The sequence below is a fragment of the Natronospira elongata genome (genome assembly GCF_034931365.1).
GTDB classification, from domain to species: Bacteria; Pseudomonadota; Gammaproteobacteria; order Natronospirales; family Natronospiraceae; genus Natronospira; species Natronospira elongata.
Map to the genome: position 1 here is coordinate 43,401 of NZ_JAYGII010000013.1, position 25,770 is coordinate 69,170.

Genomic DNA, 25,770 nt, shown 5'->3' on the forward strand with positions numbered 1-25,770 from the left:
TTTTTTGACGCCGCCAAGCCATTGCGGCCGAGTTATTTGTGTTATATTATTGCATAACGATTATCCGGACCCGAGGTAAGCCCATGCCAGGTCAGGCTGCGGACAAGCAATTCGACTATGTCGCCATCGGCATGTCCGGCCTGTGCGTGCTTCACTGCACGGCACTGCCGGTTTTGGCCGCCGCTCTGCCCTGGATCGCCAATCTGGCTATCGTCGATGACTGGTTTCACATTGCCATGCTGTTCGTGGTGGTGCCGGTCAGTCTCTATGCTCTGGGCCGTGCCTGGCGCTGTTCTGGCCACGGTGCGCCCCTGGCCATCGGCGTCGTGGGTCTGGTGCTGATGGTCGTGGCCACCTTCGAGTTCATGGCCTGGCACAGCACAGGCCTTGAACAGACCCTGACCCTGATGGGTGCCGGGATTCTAACCGTGGCACACCTGATCAATCTGCGGAACTTGTTCCGTGCCAAGCGGGTCGTTTCACTGGAAATGCCCGGCAGCCGCTGCTGAGTTCAAGCGCTTCCCCAATCAGCCTGTTTCGAGGGCTTATCGCATGACGATCAGGATGTCTCACAGTCTGATGCGTACTGCCTGGCTGCTGGCCCTGGTCGCCGGTCTGTTGCTTCCCCTGTCTGAAACCCTTCATGCCCAGGAGCATGTGGGTGAGCCCGGGCATGCCGTTGAGCATTGCCTGAGCTGTCAGTTGCTTTCCCCCAAGTCCGGCCCCTTGCCGGTGGCCGAGTTCACAGTTGCCATGCCGCAGATGGCGGTGAGTGGACTCAATTCCCCCGTTGAATCCGGCCGTGTCCAGTCCATACCGGACTACGCTATCGCCGTTCGCGCCCCGCCCGGAATCTGAACCGGCGATGCGGTCGTTCAGGGTCTCTGTCGACTGCCTATCGATCCCCGAAATTTATACCCGGAACCATCGGCATGTCCCCGTGCCGGTGAGTTCCCGTGAAGTCATCCCTTATTCAGGAGTACAAGCAATGAAGCTTAGCCAGACAATTGTTGGCCTGATGCTGATCTCCGGCCTTTCCGTCTCACCGCTGTTTGCCGGCGATGCAACCGAGGCCGACGACAGCGATTTGCGCATGGATCAGGTCCTGGCCCAGGCTGAGACCACCCCCGAAGCCGAGCAGCAACGCCAGGCCGGTCCCGCCCGTGATCCCCTGGACCCCCAGCCGGCCCGTATGCGGGCCATGCAAGTGGGTGGTGGTGATCAGGAGGTCACTTCCGGCACTGCCTTCAACCCGGCCATTTCCGTCATTCTGGACGGGGTCTACTACAACGAATTCAGCGGTCATGTTGAAGATGCCCCCGGTTTCGACTTTGGCCATGACCATGGCCATGGCGGCCATGGCCATGGCCTGGAGTCGGGTTTCCAGATCCGCGAAGCGGAGCTGTCCTTTTCCGGCACAGTGGACCCTTACTTCGACATGTTCGTGATGGCAGCCCTGTTCGAAAACGGGGTGGAGCTGGAAGAGGCCTATGTCACCACACGCTCCCTGCCGGCCGGGCTGCAGATCAAGGCCGGTCGCTTCCTGAGTGATGTGGGTTACATCAACAAGCAGCATATCCATGACTGGCAGTTCGTCGATGCCCCCTGGGTTATAGACAACCTGTTTGGTGAGGAAGGCTTGCGCGAAAACGGTATCCAGCTCACCTGGATGCCGGCCACTCGCAGCTACACCCGTTTTGGTCTGGAATTGCTCCACGGCGAGAGTGAAGGTGTGGCCAACTATGTGGGTGATGGCCGCCATGAAATGGTGACTGTCCTGCCAAGGCACGTCGTGGATCCCAATGTGGGCCCCGATGATCCGGGGGCTGAAGAGCCGGTTCGCAACCGCTGGCGTGATGACAAGGGGCTGCACCAGACTTCCTCTCCGCGTCTGATCACCGCCTTCGCCAAGTGGGCACCCAATCTTGGCTATGACCATGCCTTGCAACTCGGGGTATTCGGCGGTGTGAGCGACGCCCACCAGATGGAAGAGACCCATTCCAGCGGTCGCTTGGAGACCTGGGACGGGGACGCGAAGTTCTATGGTTTTGACCTCGTCTACAAGTACGACGGTGGCGGCATCCATGGTCATCGGAGCTTTCAGTTCCAGACCGAGTACATTCGTCGTGAGATGAATCTGCATTACCAGAGCCGACAGTTCACTGATTTCGGTACCCTTGAGCCCACCACCCGCAACCCCGATGGCGACGTGGTCGATCAGGAATGGGTTCAGGACGGTATATATGCCCAGGCGGTCTACGGCTTCGCGCCGCGTTGGAACATGGGCCTGCGGGTCGATGCCCTGGGTCTGACCAATGATGCCTATGAAGATCAGCCCGACGGTCGTGGCCTGCCGGTGAGTCTGGGTTCCTCCAAGCGTTTTGCCCTGCAGACGACTTACGCGCCCACGGAGTTTTCCCGCATCAGAGCGCAGCTCAACTATAACGACTTCGCCCACCACGATGATGAGGCCTGGGAGTTCATGCTGCAGTACAACATCAGTCTGGGTGTGCATGGTGCCCACGCATTCTGATGCCTGTTGAGGAAAACAAGCCGGGTTTGTCTACCCGATGGATTGAGAAAGAATCAGACTCCCGCTGGTTCCAGGATCGGCGGTGGTAGAGGAGAGAGTCATGAAACGAGTGATTATCGGAATGCTGTTGATGCTGGCGGCCGTGGCTGCCAGTGCCGAAGTCCGGGTAGCGGCCACCGTGCCCAACATGGGCATGCTGGCGCGGGTGATCGGCGGTGATGCCGTTGATGTGACGGTGATGGCGCCGGCCGATCGGGATGCCCATTACCTGGAGGCCCGCCCCTCGATGATGGCGGCACTGCGCCGTGCCGATGTGGTGGTGGCCGTGGGTGCCGAGCTGGAAGTAGGCTGGCTGCCGGCCGCCCTCCAGGGTGCCAACAATCCCCGAGTGCAGGTGGGGCGAACCGGCTACTTCGAGGGCGCTGCCCACATCGAGCTGATCGAGGCTGGTGCAGCTGCGGACCGTGCGGGTGGTGATGTGCACCCGGCCGGCAACCCGCATTTTTACATGGACCCCCAGCGCATGGCCGAGGTCGGCTTTGCCCTGGCCGAGCGTCTGGGCCGCCTGGATTCGGACAATGCCGAGCGTTTTCTGGAGAATGCGGAACGATTTGCCGCCATGGCGGACGAAAGGGTCGCGGCCTGGTTGGAGCGTGCCGAGGATGTGCCGGGTGCCGTGCTGTATCATAAGGACGCCAATTATTTGATGCGTCTGATTGATGCCCCCATCCTGGGTTATCTGGAACCCCTGCCGGGGATTCCGCCCACGGCCCGTCATCTGCGAGGCCTGGTTCGGGATCTGGATGGCCGGGACGGGATTACCCTGTATACGGATTTCCAGCCCTCACGCGGCGCGGATTTTCTGGAGCGTGAACTGGGTTGGCCCAGTCGCCAGTTGCCCAACCAGGTGAGCACGACTGCGGATGACGCCGAGGAGTATTTCGAGATGATTGATCGCTGGGTTGAGGCCCTGGCCAGTGTCCGCTGATACCGCCACAACTGCGCTGCTGGCCGTCAAGGAGGTGGTAGCGGGATACGCGGGGCCCGTCGTGGGCCCCGTGTCTTTTGACGTCTATCCCGGCGAGGTGCTTGGCCTGCGGGGGCCCAATGGCTGTGGCAAGTCCACCCTGCTCAAGGCCATCACCGGGGAAGCCAAACGGTTTGCCGGTAAGATCGTCCGCTGCAATGGCCTGACCGTGACCCACCATCAACAACGCCCGGAATTGCCACCGGAATTGCCCTTGCTGGGGCGGGAGTTGTTGCGGGTGATGGGGGCGGATCGCGGCGATGCCCCGGGCATCATCAAGCCGCTCCTGTATCGACCCATCAATCGCATGAGCGGCGGGCAGTTCCAGTTGTTGGAGGCATGGGCCTGTCTGGGTGGTGACGCGGAGCTGGTGCTGCTGGACGAGCCCACCAACAACCTGGACGGTGAGGCGATCGAAGCCCTTGCCCATATTCTGCGCACGGCTCGACCGCCGCGCGCCGTCCTGCTGGTCAGTCATGAGCGGGCCTTCCTGGAAGAAAACTGCACCCGTATCGTTGAGATTGGCCGACCCGGGGAGGGACAGGGTTCGTGAGTGACTTTATTCTTTTTGACCCTCTTTTTCGTCAACCTTTCGTCATTGGCCTGCTGCTGAGCATTGCCCTGTCACTGCTGGGCGCCTACCTCCGCATGCGGGAGGAATGGCTGGCGGCCATGGGTCTGTCCCATATGGCGGCAGCCGGCGGGGTAGCGGCCTTGCCGCTCGGTATCCCAGCCCTCGCCGGGGCACTGCTGGCAGCCGCCCTGGCGGCGATTGCCAAGGGTCTGCTACCCAAGGCCAGCAACAGCCATTACGGACTCATGTTGTTGCTGGGTTGGGCCGGGGCAATGATACTGGCGGCCAACACCCATCAGGGTGAAGTGGTGGGCGAGGCCTTGTTGCGAGGCCAGCTCTATTTCACCAGCACGCCGCATCTCATCGGCTCCCTGGCCCTGGTGGCGGTGCTCCTGTTTGCCTTGAGCTGGCTGTCGCCACGGCTGCTGGCCGAGCGTTTCTTCCCGGACCATTTTTCCGCCAATCGCATTCCGGCCTGGCCCCATCGGCTCCTGTTCGGGGCCTTGGTGGTGGTGGCTGCCGTCCTGGGCACCCTGGCCATGGGCGCCATGAGCGCCTTTGCCATGTTCTTTGTTCCAGCCTGGGTCGCTTTCGTGCTGGTCCGGGGCTGGCGCTGGGCCCTGGCCTTGACCGTGGCACTGGGCGTGGGCTGCTATCTGCTCGCCTTCGTGCTGTCCATGTTGCTGGATCAGCCCTTCGGGCCTACCCTGACCCTCTGTCTGGCCGCCCTGGCCCTGCTCCGGCTGTTCGCCCACCGGGCCGCCCGGGTGGCCGGCGCGCCTGGTGAATAGGCGTTATCATGGGTGGCTGATCCCCTGTAGCCCAAGACCATGAAACTGCGACCCGAACAGCTAGGCCAACACCTGAACAAGCAGCTCGCGCCGGTCTATCTCATTGCCGGTGATGAGCCCTTGCTGGTTGATGAAGCTGCTGACAGCGTGCGACGCAAGGCCCGCGAGGCCGGTGTGGAGGAACGCACGAGCTTCATGGCCGAAAAGGATTTTGACTGGCAGGCCCTCAGTGATTCCGCCGCCAGCCTCTCCCTGTTCGCCCAGCAACGCCTGGTGGAACTCCGCCTGCCGTCGGCCAAGCCCGGCCGGGAAGGCAGCAAGGCCCTGACTGACTGGGCCGAGCGTCCGCCCGAGGACCATACCCTGATCGTGATCAGCGGCAAGCTGGATCGCAGCCAGCGCAATGCCAAATGGGTCAAGGCGCTGGAGTCCGCCGGCGTGATGGTGGAAGTCTGGCCGGTGCCCCGTCATCAGCTGCCCCAGTGGGTGCAGCAGCGGATGATTGCGGCTGGCCTCCAGGTGTCCCGGGATGCGGCCCGTTTCATTGCTGAAAGGGTGGAGGGCAATCTCCTCGCCGCCGCACAGGAAATCGAGAAGTTGCGCCTGTTGCTTGGCGAGGGCGTGGTGGACGACGAGACCGTGCGTGGCGCGGTGGTGGATAGCGCTCGCTACGATCCCTTCCAGCTTGCCGATGCCGCGCTTGCCGGGCAGACGGCGCGGGCGGTCAAGATCCTTGAGGGGCTGCATGGTGAAGGCGTGGAACCGCCACTGCTGGTCTGGGTCCTGGCCCGCGAGATCCGCGCCATGGCCGACATGGCCTCGGGCCTGGCCCGGGGCCGGCGCCTGGACGATGTCACCCGTCGTGTCTGGGCCAGTCGCCGTGGGCTGGTGGAGAAGGCGCTCAAGCGTCACAACGAGACCCGCTGGCTGGCCCTGCTGGCCGAAGCCGGGGAATTGGACGCCATGGCCAAGGGTGCTCGCTGCGGCAATCCCTGGGACGCCCTGCAGCGCCTGGTCATGGCCATCAGCTCCGTGGAAGCCGGTCGCCGCCTGGGGCTGGTAGCCTGACCGCGCCCTCTGTGTGCACAAGTCCCGCGCTGACCCGGGTGTACCGGGCTATGCCTGTTCGGCCGCCTTCACCAGGGGCAGGAGTTCGTCGATGACGGCGTCCAGGCTGGCGCGGTCGTCGCGGACGACGGTGATGTGGCCGAGCTTGCGGCGGGGGCGGGGCGCCTTGCCGTAATCGTGGTAGTGAGCGTCCTCGTGGCGGATCACCCCTTCCAGGGCCGGCATGCGCCCAAGGCAGTTGATCATCGCCGAGACGCCCCGGGGGCGGGTGGAGCCCAGGGGCAGGTCGAGGATGCCACGCAGGTGGTTCTCGAACTGGCTGGTGGCGGCGCCCTCGATGGTCCAGTGCCCTGAATTGTGCACCCGCGGGGCCATTTCATTGGCAATCAGGCGGCCGGCCTTCTCGAAATATTCCACCGTCAGGATGCCCGCATAGTCATGGGCCTCCATCAGCGCCGCGAGCTGCTTCTCCGCCGTGGCCTGCAGCGCCGGGTCGGCGGCAGGCGCAATGGACAGGCGCAGGATGCCGTCCTCGTGGCGGTTCTCGCTCAGGGGGTAGAAGCGGGTATCGCCGGAGCGGTTGCGCACACCGATCAGGGAGACTTCGCGTTCGAAGTCGACAAAGCCTTCCAGGATCAGGGGCGCGCCGGAGAGGCCCTCCCAGGCCTTGGCAATCTCCGCCTCGCTTCGGATCAATTGCTGGCCACGGCCGTCATAGCCCATCCGTCGACGCTTGAGCATGGCCGGCAAGCCGAGTGCTTTAACCGCCGACTCCAGTTCCGCCAGGCTGTCCACCGAGCGATAGGGGGCGGTTTCAATCCCGTGGCGGGCGAAGCATTCCTTTTCCCGCAGCCGATCCTGGGCCGCCCCGAGGATGGCCGGGCCGGGGTGGACGGGGATACCGGACGCCGCGGCTTCCAGGGCCTCAACGGGGACGTTTTCCACGTCGTAGGTGAGCAGTTCCACCTGTCCGGCCAGCCGGCGGATGTCCTCGGCCTGCATGAAATCACCGAGCACAATGTCGCCCACCTGGGCGCCGGGGCTGTCCTCGCTCTTGTCGAGAAAAGTGAAGCGCAGGCCAAGGGGATAGCCGGCCAGGGCCATCATGCGGCCGAGTTGGCCGGCGCCGATGATTCCAATGCTCATGATTGCCGTGGTCTCCGGGCTGTCATTCCGGTCGCGGATCGGGATTGCTCAGAACGCGTTGGGTCTGGGCGGCGCGGAAATCGTCCAGGGCCTCGCGAACTTCATCGTAGTGGTTGGCCAGCATGGCCGCCGCGAGCAGGGCGGCGTTGGTGGCGCCCGCTTTGCCGATGGCCAGGGTGCCCACCGGCACGCCGGCCGGCATCTGGGCTATGGAAAGCAGGGAGTCCATGCCATTGAGTGCCTTGGACTGCACCGGCACGCCCAGCACCGGCAGAGGCGTCTTGGCGGCGGCCATGCCCGGCAGGTGGGCGGCGCCGCCAGCCCCGGCAATCAGGACTTCCAGGCCGCGATCCCGGGCCTCGGCGCAGTATTCGAACAGCAGATCCGGAGTGCGGTGGGCGGAGACCACCCGGGTTTCGCAGGGCACGCCCAGCTTCTCCAGGGTTTCCACCGCATGCCGCATGGTTTCCCAGTCCGACTGGGAGCCCATGATGATCCCGACCAATGCCTGCTTCCCTGTTTCCATGACATCACCACGAAAGGCCCGACGGGCAGCGGCGCCCGCAAAGGGGGCCGGCCGGGCCGGGCTAAAAACGGTCTATTGTACGCAAATCCGGTAAACAGGGCGAGTAATGCGGCTTAAGCGAGTCGATCACGCAGCAGCCGGAACAGGGTGCGAGCCGACGCCGGCGGCTGTCCGTGGATCTCCTCCTGGCGGGCATGGTGGGCCAGACGACTGGCTTCGGCGAAGTCGTCCGCCTCAAGCAGCCCTTTCAGTTCGGCCTCCACCTCGGTCTCGCCCTCCATCAGCCCGTCCCGCAGGCGTTCCAGGCGATGAAAGGCGCGTGCGGCCGTTCGCTGATCCGCCTCACGCTGGCGCAGCGCCGCTTCGATGGACGCCGGATCCAGCTTGCGCATGAGTGTACCGATACGCTGACGTTCACGGCGCAGTCCACCGCCACGTCGCATGTGGCGGATGCGGCGGATGGCGGCAAGCAGCTCATCCGGCAGGCCCAGCTCGTCGAGGGTGCTGTCCGGAAGTTCGGCCAGGCGGATCCCCAGGGTCTGTCGCTCCTCGGCCTCGCGCTTGCGGTGAGAGCGGGACGGGCGGTCGCCACCGCCCGTCCCCCGGGGGTCAGTCATCGTCGGCAAAGATGGCAGTGTGGACGCGGCCCTCATTGTCCACGCTGCCCCGGTACATGCCACTGGTGTTGAAGGGCATGGTGATGTTGCCCTTGGCGTCAATGGCAATCACGCCGGCGTTGCCGCCCATCTCCACCAGCTTGCTGTTGACCACATGATCGGCGGCTTCTTCCACGCTCTTGTCCCGGTAGGCCATCAGCGAGGAAATGTCATGCAGGGTGACGGCACGCATGATGTATTCGCCATGGCCGGTGGCGGAGAAGGCGCCGGTCTCGTTGTTGGCATAGGTGCCGGAGCCGATGATGGGCACGTCACCGATGCGGCCGAAGCGCTTGTTGGTCATGCCGCCGGTCGAAGTCCCGGCTGCCACATTGCCCTGCCGATCCAGGGCGACCGCACCCACGGTCCCGAGGTTGAACTCGACATTCTCGCGCTGACTGCGGAATTCCTCACCCTGTTCGGCTTCCCGTTCCTGGGCCCGATGGAGTGCCTCGCGACGGTGTTCGGTCTCGAACCACTCAGGGTCCTCGGTGGCCAGGCCGAATTCCTGGCCGTAGGTTTCCGCGCCTTCGCCGGAAAAGAACACATGGGGGGACTCATCCATGATCACCCGTGCCAGGTCGATGGGGTTGCGGATGGTGCGTACGCCGGTGAGGGCGCCGGCATTGCGGGTGCGACCGTCCATGATGGCAGCATCCATTTCGATGCGCTCGTCACTGGTGAAGACCGAGCCACGACCGGCATTGAACAGGGGGCTGTCTTCCAGTACCCGGATGGCCGCCTGGACTGCATCCAGGCTGTCGCCGCCGTTGTCCAGAATGGTGTAGCCGGCTTCCAGGGCCGCCTCCAGGGCGGCGTGGTATTCCGCTTCCTGTTCCTCGCTCATGGCGTCGCGGTCCATGGTGCCGGCGCCGCCGTGAACGGCGAGCCCGATGGGGCGTTCGGCATCCGCTGCCGGTGCGGCATTGCCGCTCTCTTCCGCTTCGCAGGCAGCCAGGCCCGCGGCAAGGACCACGGCAATGCTTGCTATCAGTTTGCGCATGGTGAACTCCTGAATATCTGGTCCGGGGATCCCGTGACAGGCTGTGGCCGTCACGGATGACGGGGGAATCATAGCATTGGGCGGGGATGGGGTGACCAGTCGCTGTTCCAACCGGGAGGCAATCGGCGTAGCTTATATCAGGCGTTGCTTTTCATTTCATGTCTCTGGCCAAGGGAAGTACCGTCAATGCCAATCGACTGGAAACAGTACGACCCCGGAAAATTCTATGATGAGTTGATCAGTTCCCCCGGTCATCCCCGGGCCGCCGCCCGGGAGCTGTGCAAGCGGCTCCGCCAGCTCAGCGATGAAGAGCTGATGGAACGGCGTGATGCCGCGGAGCTGGCCATCCTGGTGATGGGGATTACCTTCACCGTCTACACCGAGGGTGGCAGCATTGACCGGGCCTGGCCCTTCGACATCATCCCGCGCATCATCCCGGCCCGGGAATGGCAAAAGACCGAGGCCGGCCTGGCCCAGCGCGTTCAGGCTCTGAATCTTTTCATCAATGATATTTATCATGAACAGCGCATCGTCAAGGACAAGGTCTTCCCCGAAGAGATCCTCAAGACCTCCGGTAATTTCCGGGCCGAATGCGTGGGGGTGGAGCCACCGCTGGGCATCTGGGCCCACATCTGCGGCAGTGACCTGATCCGGGACAATGATGGGCGTTTCTATGTGCTTGAAGACAATCTGAGAGTGCCCTCCGGCGTTTCCTACATGCTGGAGAACCGGCATGTCATGAAACGCACCTTCCCCGAGATTTTCGAGCATCAGAACATTCTCCCGGTGGATGATTATCCTGCCCAGCTATTCGACATGCTGGCTTCCATGTCACCGCGTCCCCAGGACTATCCCGTGGTTACCGTACTGACCCCGGGGATCTACAACTCCGCCTATTTCGAGCATGCCTATCTGGCTCAGCAGATGGGTGCCGAACTGGTGGAGGGGCGAGACCTGGTGGTGACCGAGGATGACTGTGTCTACATGCGCACCGTGGAGGGGCTGACCCGGGTTGATGTGATCTACCGCCGCATTGATGATCTTTTCCTGGACCCGGAAGTCTTCAACCCGGACTCGGTATTGGGTGTGCCCGGGCTGATGCGCGCCTGGCGGGCCGGCAATGTGGCCCTGGCCAATGCACCGGGTGCGGGTGTGGCGGATGACAAGGTGGTCTATGCCTATGTGCCGGACATGATCCGTTACTACCTGGATCAGGAGCCCATCCTGCACAATGTTCCCACCTATGTCTGCCATGATGAAAAGCAGTGCGAGTATGTCCTCGATAACCTGGACAAGCTGGTGGTCAAGCCGGCCAACGAATCGGGTGGCTACGGCATGCTCATGGGGCCGCAGGCCAGTCGTAAGGAGCGGGAGGATTTCGCCGAACAGATCCGCCGCAACCCTCGCAACTTCATTGCCCAGCCCTTGATCCAGCTTTCCACCACCCCAACCATCGATGGTCATGGCAAGGTGGCGCCCCGGCACGTGGATCTGCGTCCCTTCATTCTCAGCGGACAGGAAACCAATATCACCACAGGGGGGCTTACCCGGGTGGCTCTCAAGTCAGGTTCCTATGTGGTGAACTCATCCCAGGGGGGCGGCAGCAAGGATACCTGGATTGTTGATACCGCCAAGAAGACGATAGGGGGCTGAGTCATGTTGTCGAGAGTGGCCGAAAGCCTTTACTGGACTGCCCGTTACATGGAAAGAGCGGAGGACCTGGCGCGTTTGGTCAACGTCCATTCCAATTTGATTATGGACCTGCCCCGGTCGGTGGAATTGGGCTGGGAGCCCCTGATCGCTATCACCGGCAGCGAAGCGCCCTTTGCCAAGCTGTTCGGTGATGAGATGGATGAGCGAAATGTCACTCGCTTCATCATTGCCGACCGGCGTAACCCGGGCTCCATTCTCAGCGCCTTGTTCATGGCCCGTGAGAATCTGCGCTCCACTCGCGACCTGGTCCCCCGGGAAGGCTGGGAGCAGGTCAACGATCTCTACCTCCATGCCCGTCAGGAACTCAAGGGTGGCATTGCCAAGCGCAAGCGCTACGATTTTCTGCGCGGCGTGATTCAGCGCTGCCAGCAACTCACCGGCCTGTTGGCCGGCACCATGAGCCATGACGAAGCCTATGAGTTCATCCGCATCGGTCGTAATCTGGAACGAGCGGACATGGGGACCCGCATCCTGGACGTGCGTTCAGAAGATCTCCTGCCCCACCGGGCGGAGGATCTCACGCCTTTTGAAAACATCCAGTGGATGAGCGTGCTCAAGTCCCTGACCGCCTATCAGATGTATCGGCGCAATGTACGGGTCAGGGTGCGGGGTTCGGACGTCTTGCGGTATCTGCTTCAGGACCCGAAATTGCCACGGGCACTGCTCCATTGCATGAGCGAGGTGGAGGCCTGTCTGCATGATCTGCCACGGAATGATGGACCCTTGCGCAGCGTCACGCGCATGAAGCGCCGGATCCAGGAAGCCAATGTACCGGAATTGGCGGAGTCCGGTCTGCATGAATTCCTGGACGACTTGCAGGTGGAGCTGAGCCGACTCCATGCTGAGATTGCCAACACCTACTTCCTGCTGGATAGGGCGGCATGAACATCTACCGTTGCGCTTGCGGCAACCCGGTCTATTTCGAAAATGACCAATGTCTGGCCTGTGGCCGGCGCCTGGGTTTCCTGCCGGAGCGTCTTACACAGGCGGCGCTCGAGCCCCTGCCAGGAGGCAACGATCTCTGGCGGGCCCACACTCCCGAGGGCGAGATGGGGGAGTATCACCGCTGCCGCAACTACAGTGAGCAAAATGTCTGCAACTGGATGGTGGTCAGTGATAATGGTGAGCGTTACTGCGTGGCCTGCCGCATGAATCGCATCATCCCCAATCTGGACCGGCCCGGTAACCGTGACAAATGGCTCAATGTGGAGCGCGAGAAGCGCCGGGTCATTTACGATCTGCTCCGCCTGGGTCTGCCCTTTCTCGCCAAGCGGGATGATCCGCACACTGGCCTGGCCTTCGCCTTCATGGAAGACCAGCAGCCGACCCAGGAATTCGTTGACTCATCCTGGTCCGGCGGCAAGGTGTTCACCGGCCATGCAAAGGGCCTGATCACCATCAATATCATCGAAGCCGATGATGCGGCCCGCGAGGCATTGCGTCAGCAATTGAATGAGGCCTCCCGCACCCTGCTGGGGCACTTCCGCCACGAGATCGGTCACTATTTCTGGGATCGACTGATTCTGGAAGGCGGGCGATTGGCCGGTTTTCGCGAGGTCTTTGGTGACGAGCGTCAGGATTACCAGTCTTCCCTGCGCCGCCATTATCAGCAGGGGCCACCGGCAAACTGGCAGCAGCACTACATCAGTGCCTATGCCGCGGCCCATCCCTGGGAGGACTGGGCCGAGTGCTGGGGGCATTATCTGCAGATCACCGATGCCCTGGAAACCGCCCATGCCCTGGACATGGGGGTCAGTCTCCCGAGGGACTTTGATGAGCTGATCCGGGTCTGGAGTCGGGTCAGCATCAACATTAACCTCATGAACCGAAGCATGGGCATGCGGGATGCCTATCCCTATGTGCTCAATGACAGCGTGGTGGCCAAGCTGCGCTACATTCACGAGGTCGTGGAGGCGGAGCGGTCCGCCTAGGCCCGGGCCGATTCATCCATTCCTGTCCGGCTCTGTTAGAATCCCGACTCTTTGCAGCCCAGCAAGCGGAGTCGATTCATGTCCGAGACCGCCGAGGTCACAAGTTCCCTGGGTCGCCAGGACCTCGAGGCCGCCGTCGATCAGGCCCTGGCCGAGGCCCGGCGCCGGGGTGCCGATGGCGCGGAAAGTGGCGCCAGTGTGGATACCGGCCTGGGCGTGAGTGTCCGCCTGGGTGAGGTGGAGACCCTGGAATACCGTCAGGACCGGGGGATCGGAATCACCGTCTATTTCGGCCAGCAGAAGGGGGCCGCCAACACTTCCGACCTGAGCGACCGGGCCATCCGGGAAATGGTGGCCAAGGCCTGCGACATCGCCCGTTTTACCCAGGCCGATCCCCATGCCGGCCTGCCGCCCGCCGAGCGCCTGGCGCGGGACTGGCCGGATCTGGATCTCTGTCACCCCTGGGCCCTGTCCCCGGAAATGGCCATCGACCTGGCCCAGCGCTGTGAGCAGGCCGCCCGGGATTTCGACCGTCGCATCGATAACTCCGATGGTGCCAGCGTGGATACTCACCACGGCGTCCGGGTCTGTGGCAACAGTCATGGCTTTCTCGGCAGCTACGAGGGCACCAATCACAGCATCAGCTGTAGTGTTCTCGCTCGGGACGAGCAGGGCATGCAGCGGGATTTCTGGTATTCCTCGGCCCGGCTTTCCTCTGCCCTGGAATCACCCGAGGCCGTGGGACGCCGGGCCGGGGAGCGAACCGTCCGCCGCCTGGGTGCCCGTCGACTCAGCACCCGCAAGGCGCCGGTACTGTTCCCCGCGCCGCTGGCGCGGGGGCTGATCGCCACTCTGGTGGGCGCGGCTTCCGGGCCCTCCCAGTATCGTCGGGCCTCCTGGCTTCTGGATGCCGTGGGTAATCAGGTCCTGCCGGAGTGGCTGGGTCTGGTGGAGTATCCCCATTTGCCGAGGGCTCTCGGCAGTTCCCCCTTCGACGGCGAAGGCGTGGCCCTGAAGGATAATCCTCTGGTCGAATCCGGGCGCCTGTCCCGCTATGTGCTGGACAGCTACAGTGCCCGTCAACTGGGGCTGGAGAGCACCGGCAATGCCGGCGGCGTCCACAATCTCTCCCTGGTCGGGCCCAGCCGCGGTTTTGAGGAAATGCTGCGGGAGATGGATACCGGCCTTCTGCTTACCGAGCTGATGGGGCAGGGAATCAACGGCGTGACGGGGGATTACTCTCGTGGCGCGGCCGGATTCTGGGTGGAGCAGGGCGAGATCGTCCATCCGGTGGAGGAAATCACCGTCGCGGGTAATCTCAAGGACATGCTTCGTGGCATCGTCGCCGCCGGTGATGATGTGGACCACCGCGCCAGCGTGCTCACCGGTTCGCTCCTGATCGAGGAAATGACCATTGCCGGCGACTGACCGGCCCGTGGCACCGTCATGACTTACTGTCTAGCCATACGTACCGACAACGGCTTCCTGGTGGCCTCCGACTCGCGCACCAGTGCCGGGGTGGATGATGTCAGCGTCTACAGCAAGATGCATGAGCTGCCCACCAGTGACGATCGTTGCATGGTGCTGCTCTCGGCCGGCAACCTGGCCACCACCCAGGCGGTCACCAGCCGTATCCAGCGTGACCTCGATGACTCCGAGGCCGAGACCTCGATCAACCGCCTCGATCATCTGGAAGACGTGGCCGAGTACATCGGTGCCATCAGCACGCGAGTACAGAGGGGCCCGGAAGGGGCCACTCAGGCGGACTTTCGGCCCAAGGCAACCTTCATCCTGGCCGGCCAGATCGGCCAGGAAAGCCATAATCTCTATCTGATCTACCCGGAAGGCAATTACATCCGGGTCAGTGAGGAAAAGCCCTTTCTGCAGGCCGGAGAGACCAAATACGGCAAGCCCATCCTGGATCGTATCGTGGAAAGCGGCATGAGTCTGGAAATGGCCGCCCGTTGCGCCCTGGTTTCCCTGGATTCCAGTATGCGCTCCAATCTCAGCGTCGGGCCGCCGGTGGAACTGGCCTTCTATCAGGCCGACAGCCATCGCCTCGATCCCCGGCTGCGCTTTGAGGAAGACGATCCCTTCTGGCGCCGCATGCAGGATGCCTGGTCCCGCAATCTCCGCCAGGCCTTCATGGATCTGCCGCGCTTCGATTGGGAGTAAAAAAAACGCCGCGAACAGCCTGAGTTCTGTTCGCGGCGTCTCGACACCTTCCCTGGCGAGCCTTGGTTGTCGCTGGGCCTCCCTGCCAGACCCCGTCCCGGGGTTGCCCATCCTGGGCGCCTGAGTTGCCCACTCTGGATCATCCCTGATCCGCCGGCCTGAACCGGCCCCAGCCCCTCCTGGACTGTCGCGCGGGCATGGCATTCATCATGCCGGATGACCATCCTGGTCGGGGATCGTGCCAGTCCCTGGCCGACGCCCCCGGCATTGACTCCCCCCTTTCCGCCAATGCCCGCGCTGTGGGTATAACGATACGCAGGGCTCGGCTTTGGCGTAATCAGCAGATCGTGATGGGGCGTGTAGGGATATGCTGACGGCCCCTGTAAGAGGGCGAAACTACGCAAGTGCCATCCGCGTTTAGCTGTCCTCTGTTTCCTCCACAAAGTCACGCAGGGTCTTTTGTCCCAATTGGTCGCGCATGGCCCCTTCCAGGCTGTTCATCAGCCCGCCGACCGGTTTGAGGGAGCGCATCTGTGCTTCCGGATCATCGCTCTGCTGGTAGCCGCGGCTGGCATCCAGGATCTTCTGCAAGCGCATCCGGGCCAGGTCCTGGCCGGGCAGGAAGCCGGGCTGATAACCCTCGGTGCTAATGATCAGGCCGGCCATTTCCAGTCGATCCACCACGCTTTCCAGCACGTCGCCGCGAACATGCAACTCTCGACAGAGGGTTTCGAACGTCCAGGGGCGTTCACCGCGCAGATAACTGCGGGCAATGAGATACATCACCGCCAGGCCCAGCTCCTCTTTCTCTCGGTGGGTGGCGCCGGTTGCCGGCGGCAGTCGGGTGACGAACTGGGGATTCTGGATATAGAAAGCGATCTTGCCGCCGAACAGCAGAATGAGCCAGCTCAGATAGAGCCAGATGATGAAGAACAGCAGACCCGCGAAGCCGGAATAGATGGCGGTGTAGCGGGCCGAGGTGGCGATGACCTGGGCAAATGCCCAGCCGGTGGTCTGCCAGGCCAGGCCGGCAATGACGGCGCCGGTGAGAGCGGCCTTGAGCTTGACCCGGGTGTTGGGGACAAAGACATAGATGAAGGTAAAGGCGGCCACCACCAGCAAATAGGGCATCAGGGTGCTGAACCAGACCATCAAGGTCCCGAAGGGCTCCACCTCCGATATCCGCTGGACCAGGGTGTGGCTGGAGAAGGTGGCGGTGACACCCACCGCCGAGAACACCAGCACCGGGCCCACCAGCACGACACTGAGATAATTGCTGAACTTCTCCGCCATGCCCCGCTGGCGCCGAATGTTCCAGGATTCATTCAGGGCCGCTTCGATTTTCTGCAACAGGGAGTAGACCACATACACCAGCAGCAGCAGGCCCACCGAGCCGAGGATGCCCACCTGAATGTTGTCCACGAAGTCCATGATGTTCTGGGTGACTTCGTCGGCCCTGGGCCCCAGGGGCTCCAGGGTTCTTTGAAGCACCGGCTCCAGCTGGTTGTGCACGCCGAAGCCCTTGAGCACCGAAAAGCTGAAGGCCAGCAGAGGCACGATGGAGAGCAGCGAGGTATAGACCAGGCTCATGGCCCGCAGATTGATCTGCCCAATGGAGGCGTCGCGCATGCCGGCATGAATCACCCGTGCAATCCGCACCATCCAGGCCATCTTGCGGCTGGGCAGATCCTGGATCTGCACAGTCCACAACCACTGGGTGAATCGGGAGCCGGGGTTGAGCTGCTTCATGGGGGCCTGCCTCCGCGCCATGGAATCCGCCAAGCATCAGTCGCCATCATATCGACTCTTGAGGCGGGAAGCATGTGCTTCGCTTTCCCGGCTCTGGCATTGACGGCTGTAATCCTTATCATGGGCCCATGAGTGATTATCCCGAACGTATCGTTTGCTTGACCGAGGAACCCACCGAGACCCTCTATCTGCTGGAAGAGGACTGGCGCATCGTGGGGATCTCGGGCTTTACCGTGCGCCCGGCCCGGGCACGCAAGGAAAAGCCCAAGGTTTCGGCCTTTCTCAGCGCCAAGATCGACAAGATTCTGGATCTTGAGCCGGATCTGGTTCTCGGCTTCTCCGATCTGCAGGCGGAGATCGCCACCGAGCTCATTCGGCATGGCGTGGAGGTCCATATCTTCAATCACCGCAGCGTGGACGAGATTTTCCGAATGATCTCCATGCTGGGGGGCATGATCGGTTGCCAGGAAAAGACCCGGGCTCTGGTAGATGAGCTGCGCGGCGGAGTGGAAAAGATTCGTGCCCAGGCGGCGGCCTTGCCGAAAACACCTCGGGTGTATTTCGAGGAATGGGATGAGCCCATGCTCTCCGGTATTCGCTGGGTCTCGGAACTGGTTGAAATCGCCGGCGGCGAGGATTGCTTTCCCGAACTCAAGGAAGAGGCCCTGGGCAAGAACCGGATCATCCCGGACTACGAAACGGTCATCGAGCGTCAGCCGGATATCATCATCGGTTCCTGGTGCGGCAAGAAATTCCGCCCCGAGAAGGTTTGTGAACGGCCGGGCTTCGATCGCATCCCGGCGGTCCGTGACAATGAGCTGCACGAAATCAAATCCGTGAATATCCTGCAGCCCGGCCCGGCGGCACTCACCGACGGCTTGCAGCAATTGCATGAAATCATTGCCCGATGGTGCGACGTCTCAGCCACAGCCGAATCCCGGTGAGATAGAGCAGCAGGGGCAGCATGCCGATCAGGGCCACCAGGGCCTTGCCCCAGCCACCCAGAAAGTTGCCGCCGTGGATGGCGCGCAAGGCAGTCATGAAGCGGTCACCGCCGCTGGCATCGCTCCAGTGTCGTTCCGCCAGCATCTTGCCGCTGTAGCGGTCCAGCACCACGTGACCGCTGCCTGGCAGCCATCCGGCAGCTTCCCCTTCCCGTACCGTGATGCGGTAGACCCCCTCGGGGCCGCGGGGCAGCCCAATGCTGCGGACATCGCCGTCCGGCATCGTGGCTTGTGCCAGATCCATGGCCTGCTCGAGGCCAATGTCTCGCCCATTGTCCGCCACCAGAGAGTGGTGGTGCAGGTCCAGCCCTGACAGGGGCGAGACAGTCTCCACCATGGGCCGGGTGTACTGGGGCAGGGCCAGCAGGATGCCGCTGACCGCGACCAGGAGCAGGGGCAGGCCGGCGTAGAGTCCCAGGCCATGATGGATGGTTTGGGCAGGGCGGCCTGTGTGCCGGCGGCGGTGCCAGATCAGGGTGCCGGTAAGCAGGGAAAAGAGCAGGCAGAGGCCCAGCAAGCCCACCACGGTCTGACCCTGACTGCCCAGGTGCAGTTGAAAATGGAGTACATGGATGAAGCGCATCAGGCCCTCGCCCACGGGCCGGATGCCCATGAGCTCGCCTGAGGCCGGGTCTACCGTTGCCAGACGATCGAAAATGCGCTCCGGGGTGCCGATATAGACCCGGAAGACGTCCTGGCTAGCCGAAGGCAGGGACAGGAAGGTCACCGCCTCATCGTCTCCGGCGACAGCCTCCACCGCCCCCAGGGCCTGCTCGGCACTGACTGGTTCTGCGGCGCCACTGCCGCGTAACAGCTCAGGATTGAGAACCCGGTCCAGTTCGCTTTGATACACGACCAGGCTGCCGCTCAGTCCAATGAGCACGAACAGGGCGCCCAGGCCCAGGGCGATCCAGCGGTGCAGGCGATAGATCAGCCTCATGATTCACGTCAGCAAATGTTTTAGCGCTTGTGGATTTCGCCGGCCTTCATCACGAAGCGAACCGATTCCAGTCGGGTGACATCGTCCAGGGGGCTGCCGTCCACGGCAATGAAGTCGGCATGAAAACCGGGTTCGATACGACCGATTTCATCGGACCAGTCCAGGAGGTCGGCGGCGTGGATGGTGGCGGCCTGGATGGCCTCCAGGGGACTCATGCCGGCTTCCACCATGCGGGCAAACTGCTTGCCGTTCTGACCATGGGGATAGACGCCGGCATCACTGCCAAAGACGATTCGAACCCCGGCTTCATGGGCCCGACGCAGACTGTCCCGCTGGGCCTGTCCGATTTCCCGCTCCTTTTCGAGACTTTCCTCCAGCATGCCCACTTCCTCGCCCATGCCCAGGATGTAGTCGGAGACATAGACGTCCATGGACAGGGCCGTTCCGTTGCGGCGCGCCAGGGCAATGCTTTCATCGGAAATCAGGCTGGCATGTTCCACCGAATCCACCCCGGCCTTGATGGCCAGCTTGATGCCGGCATCGCCGTGGGCATGGGCGGCCACCCGCATGCCAAGGGCATGGGCCTCGTCAACGATGGCTTCCATTTCTTCCAGGGTGTACTGGCGTGCGCCGGTGGCGGTGCCCTTGGACATGACCCCGCCGGTGGCGCAGAACTTGATGGTGTCGGCGCCATACTTGAGATTCTTGCGAACCTGCTCACGGGCGGCCCAGGGCCCGTCGGCCACACCACCACCGCGATGTTCGAAGTCCGGTGGCAGCAGTGTGCTGTCGCAATGGCCCCCGGTCATGCCAAGGGACTGGCCGGCCACGCGCATGCGCGGGCCGGGGAAGTCGCCGGCTTCGATGGCATCACGAATAGCAATATCGGCGAAGGCTGGCGCACCGAGATTGCGCACGGTGGTAAAGCCTGCCTCCAAATTCTTTCTCGCCGCTCTGACCCCGTAAAGCGCGGCCCGATGGCTGCCCCGCCCCAGGCGGGCGTGGCCCTGAACGCTGGCATCGTTGGTCAGATGGACATGGGTGTCGATCAGCCCGGGCAGGACGAATCGGTCGCTCAGGTCGATGACCTTGCCGTCCTCGTCCAGCTCAACGGCGTCACGCGGGCTGACGGAGACGATCCGCCCTTCGGCAATGCCGATCAGCTGGTCGTCCCGCACATCGCCGGTCTTCGGGTCCAGCAGTTGTCCGGCCAGGACGTAGTGTTCCGCCTGTCCCGGATCAGCCTGGGCGGCGTTGTCGGCCGCGCAGGCGGGCAGGGCGGCAGCGGCCAGGCTGAGGGCGAAAAGGGCGGCAACAATGCGTGGCATGGGATGCTCCCGGGGTTGGGGGTCCGTTCCAAAGGAGAGCATTCTAGAGCAATCAGGGTGCCCGTGTACGGACGAGGCCGGGAGAGCCGGCCGCGCAGGCAGATATGTAGGAGCGGATTCATCCGCGATTCTAGGGTCGTCGATTCCCCGATCGCGGATGAATCCGCTCCTGCGGCGGGCTGACAGGTAGGCCTTGAAGGCTTCGAGCCGTTTCAGGCAAATCCCGGCGGATTCCACTCCTGCATCATCTTTTCCCGGGCCGAGCTGACCCGTTCCGACATCAGGCCGGCGAAGCGCTTGAGCATTTCGTAGCCAAAATCCGGGTCCTTCTCGCAGCGCTCGAAGATGACATCGCCATCGAAGCGGATGACGCTGCTGTCTTCTTCCGCCCGAGCCTGGAAATGCCAGCGATAGGGCGGGATCAGCCAGGACCAGCCGATGATGGCGCCCTCGCCCACGTTCTGCAGCTCAAGGGGTGGGCCTTCGATGGCAGCCACCTCAAGGCTGATGCGACCGCCCGTGACCAGGAAAAAACTGTCGGCCCGGTTGCCATGGCGGAACAGGACCTCGTCTTCCTTGAGGTTACGGCTGGAGGCATTCTCGGCCAGAAATTTCAGGTCAGCCTCGTCCATTCCCTTGAAGAAGGCTTTGTCCAGCAACTGGTCCAGGATTTTTTCCTTGCTCATGTTCAAACCTCGCGCAATCGTTTCACGCCACCATACACCCATGGCGCGGAGAATAGGGAACCTCTAGAGGTTCCATAATTGATGTTGATCAAATTTCGTCCAATTCAGGGTTTGAGACGATACCCGCTTCGGAATATCCAGGCCACCAGGGCAATGCAGATGGCCAGAAACGCCAGGATCACCGCGAAACTGATGGCGACATGGACGTCGGCCACTTCGTAGAAGCTCCAACGGAATCCGCTGACCAGATAAACCACCGGATTGAACAGGGAAACGGTCTGCCAGACCGGGGGCAGCACATCCAGGGAATAGAAGGTGCCACCCAGAAAGGTCAGGGGCGTGACCACCAGTAGCGGCACGAACTGTAGTTGCTCAAATCCTTCCGACCAGATGCCGAGTATGAAACCCAGGAGACTGAAGGTAAATGCCGTCAGTACCAGGAACAACAGCATCAGGAGGGGGTGGGCGATCTCCAGGGGCACGAAGAACCAGGCCGTGCCCAGGATTATCAGCCCAAGAATGATGGACTTGGTGGCCGCGGCGCCCACATAGCCCAGCATGACTTCCAGATACGATGCCGGCGCCGAGAGGATCTCGTAGATGGTGCCGGTAAAGCGTGGAAAGTAGATACCGAAGGCGGCGTTGGAAACACTCTGGGTCAGCAACATCAGCATGATCAGCCCCGGCACGATAAACGCCCCGTAGCTGACCCCGCCGATTTCATCGATGCGTGAACCGATGGCCGCTCCAAAAACAACGAAATACAGTGAGGTGCTGATCACCGGCGCGACGATGCTTTGCATCAGCGTGCGGCGGGTACGGTTCATCTCGAAGAGATAGATGGCCAGAATGGCCCGGGGATTGCGAATCATTGTCGATCCTTCAGCAAATCGAGAAAGATGTCTTCCAGGGAACTCTGGTCAGTGTGCAGGTCATTGATCACGATGCCCGCCTGGTTGAGGCGGCGCAGCAGGTCGGCAATTCCGCTCTCCTTGAACTCATCGGCATAGTCATAGATGAGGGCACTGCCGTCGTTGATGAGCGATAGGCGATAACCATTCAACTGATCTGGCACCTGCTTGATCGACTGGCCCAGCTCGATAGTAAGCTGTTTCCGCCCCAGCTTTCGCATGAGCTGACTGGTCTCTTCCACCAAAAGCAAACGTCCGTGATTGATGACCCCGACCCGCTCGGCCATTTGTTCGGCTTCTTCGATGTAGTGGGTGGTAAGAATAATGGTCACGCCGTTGTGCTGGAGGCCCCGGACCAGATTCCACATGTCCTGGCGCAGTTCCACATCTACGCCGGCGGTGGGCTCATCCAGAAAGAGTATGCGGGGTTCATGGGCCAGGGCCTTGGCGATCATCACCCGCCGCTTCATGCCACCCGACAGAGTCCGGATCTGCTTGTCACGCTTGTCATAAAGTGACAGGTCCCTGAGTACCCCCGCGACCACAGCATCGTTGCGCTTGAGCCCGAACAGGCCGCGGCTGAAGCTCACCGTGTCCCAGACCGATTCGAAGGAGTCGGTAGCCAGCTCCTGGGGTACCAGGCCCACCAGTTGGCGAGCGGACCGATAGTCACGAATGATGTCATGGCCCCCAATGCGGATTTCTCCACTGCTTCGTGTGACCAGGCCGCAAAGGATGCTGATCAGCGTGGTCTTGCCCGCCCCATTGGGGCCCAGCAAGGCGAAGATCTCACCATGCTCGATATTCAGGTTGACCTCTGACAGGGCCTGGAACCCACCCTCATAGGTTTTGGACAGGTCCTTGACCTCAATGGCCGGCGGGGTTGACTGCTTCATGATGACTCCGTGCCATGGAACTGGGACTTGATTGCTACATTGAATTCTTCAACTGGTTTGGGTCGGCCATAGAAGTAGCCCTGGAAGCAGCGGCAGCCGAGATGGCACAGATAGCTCTGCTGGGTTTGTGTCTCCACACCCTCTGCGACCACACGCATGTTGAGGTTGCTGGCCAGGCCGATGATGGCTTCGATGATCACCCAGTCCCGCTGGTTTCGATCGCGAGCCGCATTCTGGACAAAGGATTTGTCAATCTTCACTTCATCGAAGGGCAGCCGGGAGAGATAAGCCATGGAGGAATAGCCGGTACCAAAGTCATCCATGGAGAAATGCAGTCCTAGGGCGTGGAGCTGCTCCATTTTGTCCATGCTGTCTTCAATGTCCTCGAGCACCAGGGATTCAGTCAGCTCCAGCTTCAGCCGGTCAGGGGATACCTTATGCTCATCAATTGCACGCTGAACCTGTCTGACAAAATCTTTCTGGTGGAACTGTCTGGCGCTGACATTGATGGACAAACTCAGGTCCGCGGTCGCCGCTTCCTGTTCCCAGTCCTTCAGTATGCGACAAGCATTTTCCAGCACCCAATTCCCCAGTGGCAGTATCAAGCCGGTTTCCTCGGCCACTGGAATGAATTCCATGGGTGAGACCATGCCCAGGGAAGGATTGTTCCACCGAAGCAGTGCTTCTGCCCCAATTAGCTTGCCATTGCCACCCACCTGCTTCTGCAGATGGAGGAAGAACTGATCGCTATCAATGGCCTGGCGAATCTCGGCTTCCATCCGAAACTGGCGCTCCATCCGCCGCTGCAATTCAGGGTTATAGAATCGAATGGAATTTCGGCCATCTGCCTTGGCCTGGTACATCGCGGTATCGGCACGCCGGAGCAGTTCTTCCCGACTGTCAACGTCCCCCTGAAACAGGGTGATGCCGATGCTGGCGGCACAGCGGTGTTCGTGTTGAGGTAAGTTAACAGGTTGGGTAATGATTGCCTGGATGTCCTCGGCAACCAGGCCGGCGCGCTGGGCGGCTTCGTTCTCTTTATTGCCCAGGCGGTCAAGAATGACGACAAACTCGTCCCCGCCCAGGCGAGCCACGGTATCCACCGAGCGGGTGCGCCCCTCCAGTCTTCGGGCAAGCGTCTTGAGCAGTTCATCGCCCACGGAATGCCCCATGGTGTCATTCAGCCGCTTGAAGTCATCCAGATCGATGAAAAGGATCGCCCCATAGCTTCTCAGGCGGCTGGAGGCGGCCTGGACCAAGCCCATTCGATAGTCCAGCAGGCGACGGTTGGGTAGCCCGGTAAGGTCATCATAGAAGGCCAGTTGGTGAATTTTCTCCTGTGACTGCTTCTGTTCAGTGATATCGGTTATGAAGCCATTCCATATCACGGCACCATCAGCGGCCTTTTCCGGCAAGGCATTACCCTGGAGCCAGCGTTCGCCATGCTCCGGGTGTATGACTCGGTACTCGTGTCCCCAGGTGGACATTGTTTCTGCCGATTCCTGGATGGACTGCAGCAGCCCTTCAAGGTCATCCGGATGAATAATCCTGGTAATGGGGTCGGCGTTCTCTCTGACCGCTTCAGGGGGGACCCCGTAGATATCCCGGATGGCCTCGCTGGCATAAGGGAAGGACAACTGGCCATCGGGGGCCATCCGAAACTGGTACACCACCCCAGGCAGACGGGAGGCGATTTTGGTAAAGCGCTCGTCCAGCTCCAGGGCCTGAAGTCGGGCTGATTCGGCTTCCAATCGCGCCAGTTCCACCCGTTGTCGCAGACTGGCAGTGACCGTCGAGGTGATCAGGATGAACAGGCTGCTGCCAACGGCGAGGCTGGCGACGAGATCCGGGTTCAGTGTGGGGCCGGGTAGTGCCACTTCGTGGCTGTGCCCCGCCGGAAAACGGGTCGCGGCCATGGCAACATAGTGCAGACTGGAAATGGCCAGGCCCATGAGGGTTGCGCTCGCCAGCTTGAAGCCAAGGGGTTGGTACAGTTGGTGCTCGTGAAGGAATTTACCCATCACTCGCGGAATCGCCAGCGCCAGGCTGGACATCACCACCGCAACCAGCAGGGACAGCAATACCAGCCCGGGCCGGTAGGCCATGGCCGCCTCCATTACCATGGCGGCCATGCCGATGTAGTGCATGCCGCCAATGCCCAGGCCCATTAGTGCGCCCCCCAACAGGATCGCCCGGAAGCTGGGGCGGGGGCGGGAAATGACGTCAAGCGCAAGGTAGGCTGCCAGGACGGCCGGGAAGACCGAAACGAGGGTCAGCAAGGCGTGGTATTCGATTGCCACCGGCAGGCGGAAGGCCACCATGCCGGTAAAGTGCATCGTCCACACCCCAAGCCCCAGGGCCAGGGCACCGTTGAGATGCCAGCCGAGACGGGCCCGTGCAGACCGGGTGGCTCGCATGAGGTCCACGTGACTGATGCTGGCGAAAGCGGCCATGATCGCAATCAGCAGGGAGAGCAGCACCAGCGGCACCGAGTAATCGCCGGCGAGGAAGGTGTCTCCCGCCATGCTGGCATCCAAGAAATGCATTTGGCAGGCACCCTCCTCTGGAAGGCCGATTCGGCCTTCGACTTCCATGGCTCAGTCTAGCAGCAGGGCACCGCTGAAGGGACGGGGGCTGCAGATTCTTGCTTTCCCGAGCGGGTGGGACAGCCCAGCGGTTTTTCAACGAAGCTGGCTGTCCTTGCTGCCACGACGGTTGTAGCCGGCGAATTGCTTTTTTTCGCCCTCGTCGCGTTCGCTCTGGCAGGGGACGCACAGGCGCACGCCGGGCAGGGCTCGGCGGCGTGCTTCGGGAATGGGAGCCTCGCATTCCTCGCACTCACTCAGGCTCTCGCCCTTGGGCATGCGGCTGCGGGCCCGAGCCAGGGCATCCTCCACCGAGGCATCGATCTGCTCCTGCACCGCGTCGTCTTTTGCCCAGCCTCCGGCCATCTCTACCTCCAGCCAATTCCCATGCGGGTATTGTCTCTCCGCCGAGAGTCACGATCAATCAACTGTCTTGCAGAGCGCTGCGGAGCGGCACCGCTCATCCAGAAAAAAGGGGCGCAGCCGTTGCCGGCCGCACCCCCGGGCGTTTGGCTCCTGAAAGCCTGT

General features: G+C 62.1%; 25 protein-coding genes. 13 read left to right on the forward strand and 12 right to left on the reverse strand.

What is annotated here, in order from left to right:
• Window positions 1–83 precede the first annotated feature (83 nt).
• The 7 genes from VCB98_RS07550 (at window position 84) to holA (ending at window position 5,993) form a co-directional block, all read left to right on the forward strand.
• Window positions 84–509 carry a MerC domain-containing protein gene (locus VCB98_RS07550; RefSeq protein WP_346051343.1) on the forward strand — a complete coding sequence of 142 codons (426 nt, stop codon included), beginning with the start codon at window positions 84–86 and terminating at the stop codon, window positions 507–509.
• A 43-nt stretch (window positions 510–552) separates the two neighbouring features.
• Window positions 553–858 carry a hypothetical protein gene (locus VCB98_RS07555; RefSeq protein ID WP_346051345.1) on the forward strand — a complete coding sequence of 102 codons (306 nt, stop codon included), beginning with the start codon at window positions 553–555 and terminating at the stop codon, window positions 856–858.
• A 130-nt stretch (window positions 859–988) separates the two neighbouring features.
• Complete coding sequence (locus VCB98_RS07560; RefSeq protein ID WP_346051347.1) at window positions 989–2,533, forward strand: TonB-dependent receptor; 1,545 nt, start codon at window positions 989–991, stop codon at window positions 2,531–2,533.
• Window positions 2,534–2,633: 100 nt separating this feature from the next.
• Window positions 2,634–3,521: a metal ABC transporter substrate-binding protein gene (locus VCB98_RS07565; RefSeq protein ID WP_346051348.1), complete on the forward strand. Its 888-nt coding sequence runs from the start codon at window positions 2,634–2,636 to the stop codon at window positions 3,519–3,521.
• On the forward strand, window positions 3,511–4,113 hold the full coding sequence (locus VCB98_RS07570; protein ID WP_346051350.1) for an ATP-binding cassette domain-containing protein: 603 nt from the start codon (window positions 3,511–3,513) through the stop codon (window positions 4,111–4,113). The genes VCB98_RS07565 and VCB98_RS07570 overlap by 11 nt, the downstream gene beginning before the upstream one ends.
• Complete coding sequence (locus VCB98_RS07575) at window positions 4,110–4,925, forward strand: metal ABC transporter permease (protein WP_346051352.1); 816 nt, start codon at window positions 4,110–4,112, stop codon at window positions 4,923–4,925. Before VCB98_RS07570 ends, VCB98_RS07575 begins: the two co-directional genes overlap by 4 nt.
• Before the next feature lie 39 nt (window positions 4,926–4,964).
• Complete coding sequence (holA, locus tag VCB98_RS07580) at window positions 4,965–5,993, forward strand: DNA polymerase III subunit delta (RefSeq protein ID WP_346051354.1); 1,029 nt, start codon at window positions 4,965–4,967, stop codon at window positions 5,991–5,993.
• 48 nt (window positions 5,994–6,041) lie between these two features.
• On the opposite strand, the gene VCB98_RS07585 is transcribed toward holA, so the two are convergent.
• From VCB98_RS07585 to VCB98_RS07600, 4 genes are all read right to left on the reverse strand, one after another.
• Entirely contained in the window at window positions 6,042–7,139 is a 1,098-nt protein-coding gene (locus tag VCB98_RS07585; RefSeq protein ID WP_346051356.1) for a 5-(carboxyamino)imidazole ribonucleotide synthase, read from the reverse strand.
• A 22-nt stretch (window positions 7,140–7,161) separates the two neighbouring features.
• A complete protein-coding gene (gene purE, locus VCB98_RS07590; protein WP_406672285.1) occupies window positions 7,162–7,665 on the reverse strand; it encodes a 5-(carboxyamino)imidazole ribonucleotide mutase in 504 nt (167 codons plus the stop codon).
• A 113-nt stretch (window positions 7,666–7,778) separates the two neighbouring features.
• Window positions 7,779–8,282 (reverse strand): ribosome biogenesis factor YjgA, encoded by a 504-nt coding sequence (gene yjgA, locus VCB98_RS07595; RefSeq protein ID WP_346051358.1) that lies wholly within the window; start codon window positions 8,280–8,282, stop codon window positions 7,779–7,781.
• The gene (locus VCB98_RS07600) at window positions 8,275–9,324 is read right to left on the reverse strand and encodes an isoaspartyl peptidase/L-asparaginase family protein (RefSeq protein WP_346051360.1); all 1,050 of its coding nucleotides are present in this window, start codon (window positions 9,322–9,324) and stop codon (window positions 8,275–8,277) included. The genes yjgA and VCB98_RS07600 overlap by 8 nt, the downstream gene beginning before the upstream one ends.
• A gap of 186 nt (window positions 9,325–9,510) precedes the next feature.
• Between VCB98_RS07600 and VCB98_RS07605 the strand changes: the two genes are divergently transcribed.
• The 5 genes from VCB98_RS07605 to VCB98_RS07625 all read left to right on the forward strand — a co-directional run bounded on the left by VCB98_RS07605 (window position 9,511) and on the right by VCB98_RS07625 (window position 15,143).
• Window positions 9,511–10,977 carry a circularly permuted type 2 ATP-grasp protein gene (locus VCB98_RS07605; RefSeq protein ID WP_346051362.1) on the forward strand — a complete coding sequence of 489 codons (1,467 nt, stop codon included), beginning with the start codon at window positions 9,511–9,513 and terminating at the stop codon, window positions 10,975–10,977.
• A gap of 3 nt (window positions 10,978–10,980) precedes the next feature.
• A complete protein-coding gene (locus tag VCB98_RS07610; RefSeq protein WP_346051364.1) occupies window positions 10,981–11,922 on the forward strand; it encodes an alpha-E domain-containing protein in 942 nt (313 codons plus the stop codon).
• Window positions 11,919–12,968 (forward strand): zinc-binding metallopeptidase family protein, encoded by a 1,050-nt coding sequence (locus VCB98_RS07615; RefSeq protein WP_346051366.1) that lies wholly within the window; start codon window positions 11,919–11,921, stop codon window positions 12,966–12,968. Before VCB98_RS07610 ends, VCB98_RS07615 begins: the two co-directional genes overlap by 4 nt.
• 78 nt (window positions 12,969–13,046) lie before the next feature.
• Complete coding sequence (pmbA, locus tag VCB98_RS07620; protein WP_346051368.1) at window positions 13,047–14,396, forward strand: metalloprotease PmbA; 1,350 nt, start codon at window positions 13,047–13,049, stop codon at window positions 14,394–14,396.
• 18 nt (window positions 14,397–14,414) lie between these two features.
• Window positions 14,415–15,143 (forward strand): proteasome-type protease, encoded by a 729-nt coding sequence (locus tag VCB98_RS07625; protein ID WP_346051370.1) that lies wholly within the window; start codon window positions 14,415–14,417, stop codon window positions 15,141–15,143.
• Window positions 15,144–15,560: 417 nt separating this feature from the next.
• Here the strand turns inward: VCB98_RS07625 and VCB98_RS07630 are convergent, their stop codons facing one another.
• Window positions 15,561–16,892: a YihY/virulence factor BrkB family protein gene (locus tag VCB98_RS07630; RefSeq protein WP_346051372.1), complete on the reverse strand. Its 1,332-nt coding sequence runs from the start codon at window positions 16,890–16,892 to the stop codon at window positions 15,561–15,563.
• A 128-nt stretch (window positions 16,893–17,020) separates the two neighbouring features.
• Here VCB98_RS07630 and VCB98_RS07635 point away from each other — a divergent pair, with 128 nt between their 5' ends.
• Window positions 17,021–17,836: a cobalamin-binding protein gene (locus VCB98_RS07635; RefSeq protein ID WP_346051373.1), complete on the forward strand. Its 816-nt coding sequence runs from the start codon at window positions 17,021–17,023 to the stop codon at window positions 17,834–17,836.
• Here the strand turns inward: VCB98_RS07635 and VCB98_RS07640 are convergent.
• From VCB98_RS07640 to VCB98_RS07670, 7 genes are all read right to left on the reverse strand, one after another.
• Window positions 17,790–18,836, reverse strand: coding sequence for a PepSY-associated TM helix domain-containing protein (locus VCB98_RS07640; protein WP_346051374.1), 1,047 nt, complete (start codon window positions 18,834–18,836; stop codon window positions 17,790–17,792). The two genes, VCB98_RS07635 and VCB98_RS07640, sit on opposite strands and share 47 nt — an antisense overlap.
• Window positions 18,837–18,856: 20 nt before the next feature.
• Window positions 18,857–20,164: a Xaa-Pro dipeptidase gene (locus VCB98_RS07645; protein ID WP_346051376.1), complete on the reverse strand. Its 1,308-nt coding sequence runs from the start codon at window positions 20,162–20,164 to the stop codon at window positions 18,857–18,859.
• 212 nt (window positions 20,165–20,376) lie between these two features.
• Window positions 20,377–20,850 carry a Crp/Fnr family transcriptional regulator gene (locus tag VCB98_RS07650; RefSeq protein ID WP_346051378.1) on the reverse strand — a complete coding sequence of 158 codons (474 nt, stop codon included), beginning with the start codon at window positions 20,848–20,850 and terminating at the stop codon, window positions 20,377–20,379.
• A 104-nt stretch (window positions 20,851–20,954) separates the two neighbouring features.
• A complete protein-coding gene (locus VCB98_RS07655; RefSeq protein ID WP_346051380.1) occupies window positions 20,955–21,722 on the reverse strand; it encodes an ABC transporter permease in 768 nt (255 codons plus the stop codon).
• The gene (locus VCB98_RS07660) at window positions 21,719–22,657 is read right to left on the reverse strand and encodes an ABC transporter ATP-binding protein (RefSeq protein WP_346051381.1); all 939 of its coding nucleotides are present in this window, start codon (window positions 22,655–22,657) and stop codon (window positions 21,719–21,721) included. The genes VCB98_RS07655 and VCB98_RS07660 overlap by 4 nt, the downstream gene beginning before the upstream one ends.
• On the reverse strand, window positions 22,654–25,203 hold the full coding sequence (locus VCB98_RS07665) for an EAL domain-containing protein (protein WP_346051383.1): 2,550 nt from the start codon (window positions 25,201–25,203) through the stop codon (window positions 22,654–22,656). Before VCB98_RS07665 ends, VCB98_RS07660 begins: the two co-directional genes overlap by 4 nt.
• 135 nt (window positions 25,204–25,338) lie before the next feature.
• Complete coding sequence (locus VCB98_RS07670; protein WP_346051385.1) at window positions 25,339–25,608, reverse strand: DksA/TraR family C4-type zinc finger protein; 270 nt, start codon at window positions 25,606–25,608, stop codon at window positions 25,339–25,341.
• Window positions 25,609–25,770: the final 162 nt, after the last annotated feature.

Coding starts and splice junctions, on each gene's coding strand:
- VCB98_RS07660 (WP_346051381.1), bottom strand. CDS start 22,657: ATGAAGCAGTCAACCCCGCCGGCCATTGAGGTCAAGGACCTGTCCAAA.
- VCB98_RS07565 (WP_346051348.1), top strand. CDS start 2,634: ATGAAACGAGTGATTATCGGAATGCTGTTGATGCTGGCGGCCGTGGCT.
- VCB98_RS07635 (WP_346051373.1), top strand. CDS start 17,021: ATGAGTGATTATCCCGAACGTATCGTTTGCTTGACCGAGGAACCCACC.
- VCB98_RS07605 (WP_346051362.1), top strand. CDS start 9,511: ATGCCAATCGACTGGAAACAGTACGACCCCGGAAAATTCTATGATGAG.
- VCB98_RS07630 (WP_346051372.1), bottom strand. CDS start 16,892: ATGAAGCAGCTCAACCCCGGCTCCCGATTCACCCAGTGGTTGTGGACT.
- VCB98_RS07585 (WP_346051356.1), bottom strand. CDS start 7,139: ATGAGCATTGGAATCATCGGCGCCGGCCAACTCGGCCGCATGATGGCC.
- VCB98_RS07555 (WP_346051345.1), top strand. CDS start 553: ATGACGATCAGGATGTCTCACAGTCTGATGCGTACTGCCTGGCTGCTG.
- pmbA (WP_346051368.1), top strand. CDS start 13,047: ATGTCCGAGACCGCCGAGGTCACAAGTTCCCTGGGTCGCCAGGACCTC.
- VCB98_RS07655 (WP_346051380.1), bottom strand. CDS start 21,722: ATGATTCGCAATCCCCGGGCCATTCTGGCCATCTATCTCTTCGAGATG.
- VCB98_RS07650 (WP_346051378.1), bottom strand. CDS start 20,850: ATGAGCAAGGAAAAAATCCTGGACCAGTTGCTGGACAAAGCCTTCTTC.
- VCB98_RS07610 (WP_346051364.1), top strand. CDS start 10,981: ATGTTGTCGAGAGTGGCCGAAAGCCTTTACTGGACTGCCCGTTACATG.
- holA (WP_346051354.1), top strand. CDS start 4,965: ATGAAACTGCGACCCGAACAGCTAGGCCAACACCTGAACAAGCAGCTC.
- VCB98_RS07670 (WP_346051385.1), bottom strand. CDS start 25,608: ATGGCCGGAGGCTGGGCAAAAGACGACGCGGTGCAGGAGCAGATCGAT.
- VCB98_RS07665 (WP_346051383.1), bottom strand. CDS start 25,203: ATGCATTTCTTGGATGCCAGCATGGCGGGAGACACCTTCCTCGCCGGC.
- VCB98_RS07560 (WP_346051347.1), top strand. CDS start 989: ATGAAGCTTAGCCAGACAATTGTTGGCCTGATGCTGATCTCCGGCCTT.
- VCB98_RS07645 (WP_346051376.1), bottom strand. CDS start 20,164: ATGCCACGCATTGTTGCCGCCCTTTTCGCCCTCAGCCTGGCCGCTGCC.
- VCB98_RS07615 (WP_346051366.1), top strand. CDS start 11,919: ATGAACATCTACCGTTGCGCTTGCGGCAACCCGGTCTATTTCGAAAAT.
- VCB98_RS07550 (WP_346051343.1), top strand. CDS start 84: ATGCCAGGTCAGGCTGCGGACAAGCAATTCGACTATGTCGCCATCGGC.
- VCB98_RS07640 (WP_346051374.1), bottom strand. CDS start 18,836: ATGAGGCTGATCTATCGCCTGCACCGCTGGATCGCCCTGGGCCTGGGC.
- yjgA (WP_346051358.1), bottom strand. CDS start 8,282: ATGACTGACCCCCGGGGGACGGGCGGTGGCGACCGCCCGTCCCGCTCT.
- purE (WP_406672285.1), bottom strand. CDS start 7,665: ATGGAAACAGGGAAGCAGGCATTGGTCGGGATCATCATGGGCTCCCAG.
- VCB98_RS07600 (WP_346051360.1), bottom strand. CDS start 9,324: ATGCGCAAACTGATAGCAAGCATTGCCGTGGTCCTTGCCGCGGGCCTG.
- VCB98_RS07625 (WP_346051370.1), top strand. CDS start 14,415: ATGACTTACTGTCTAGCCATACGTACCGACAACGGCTTCCTGGTGGCC.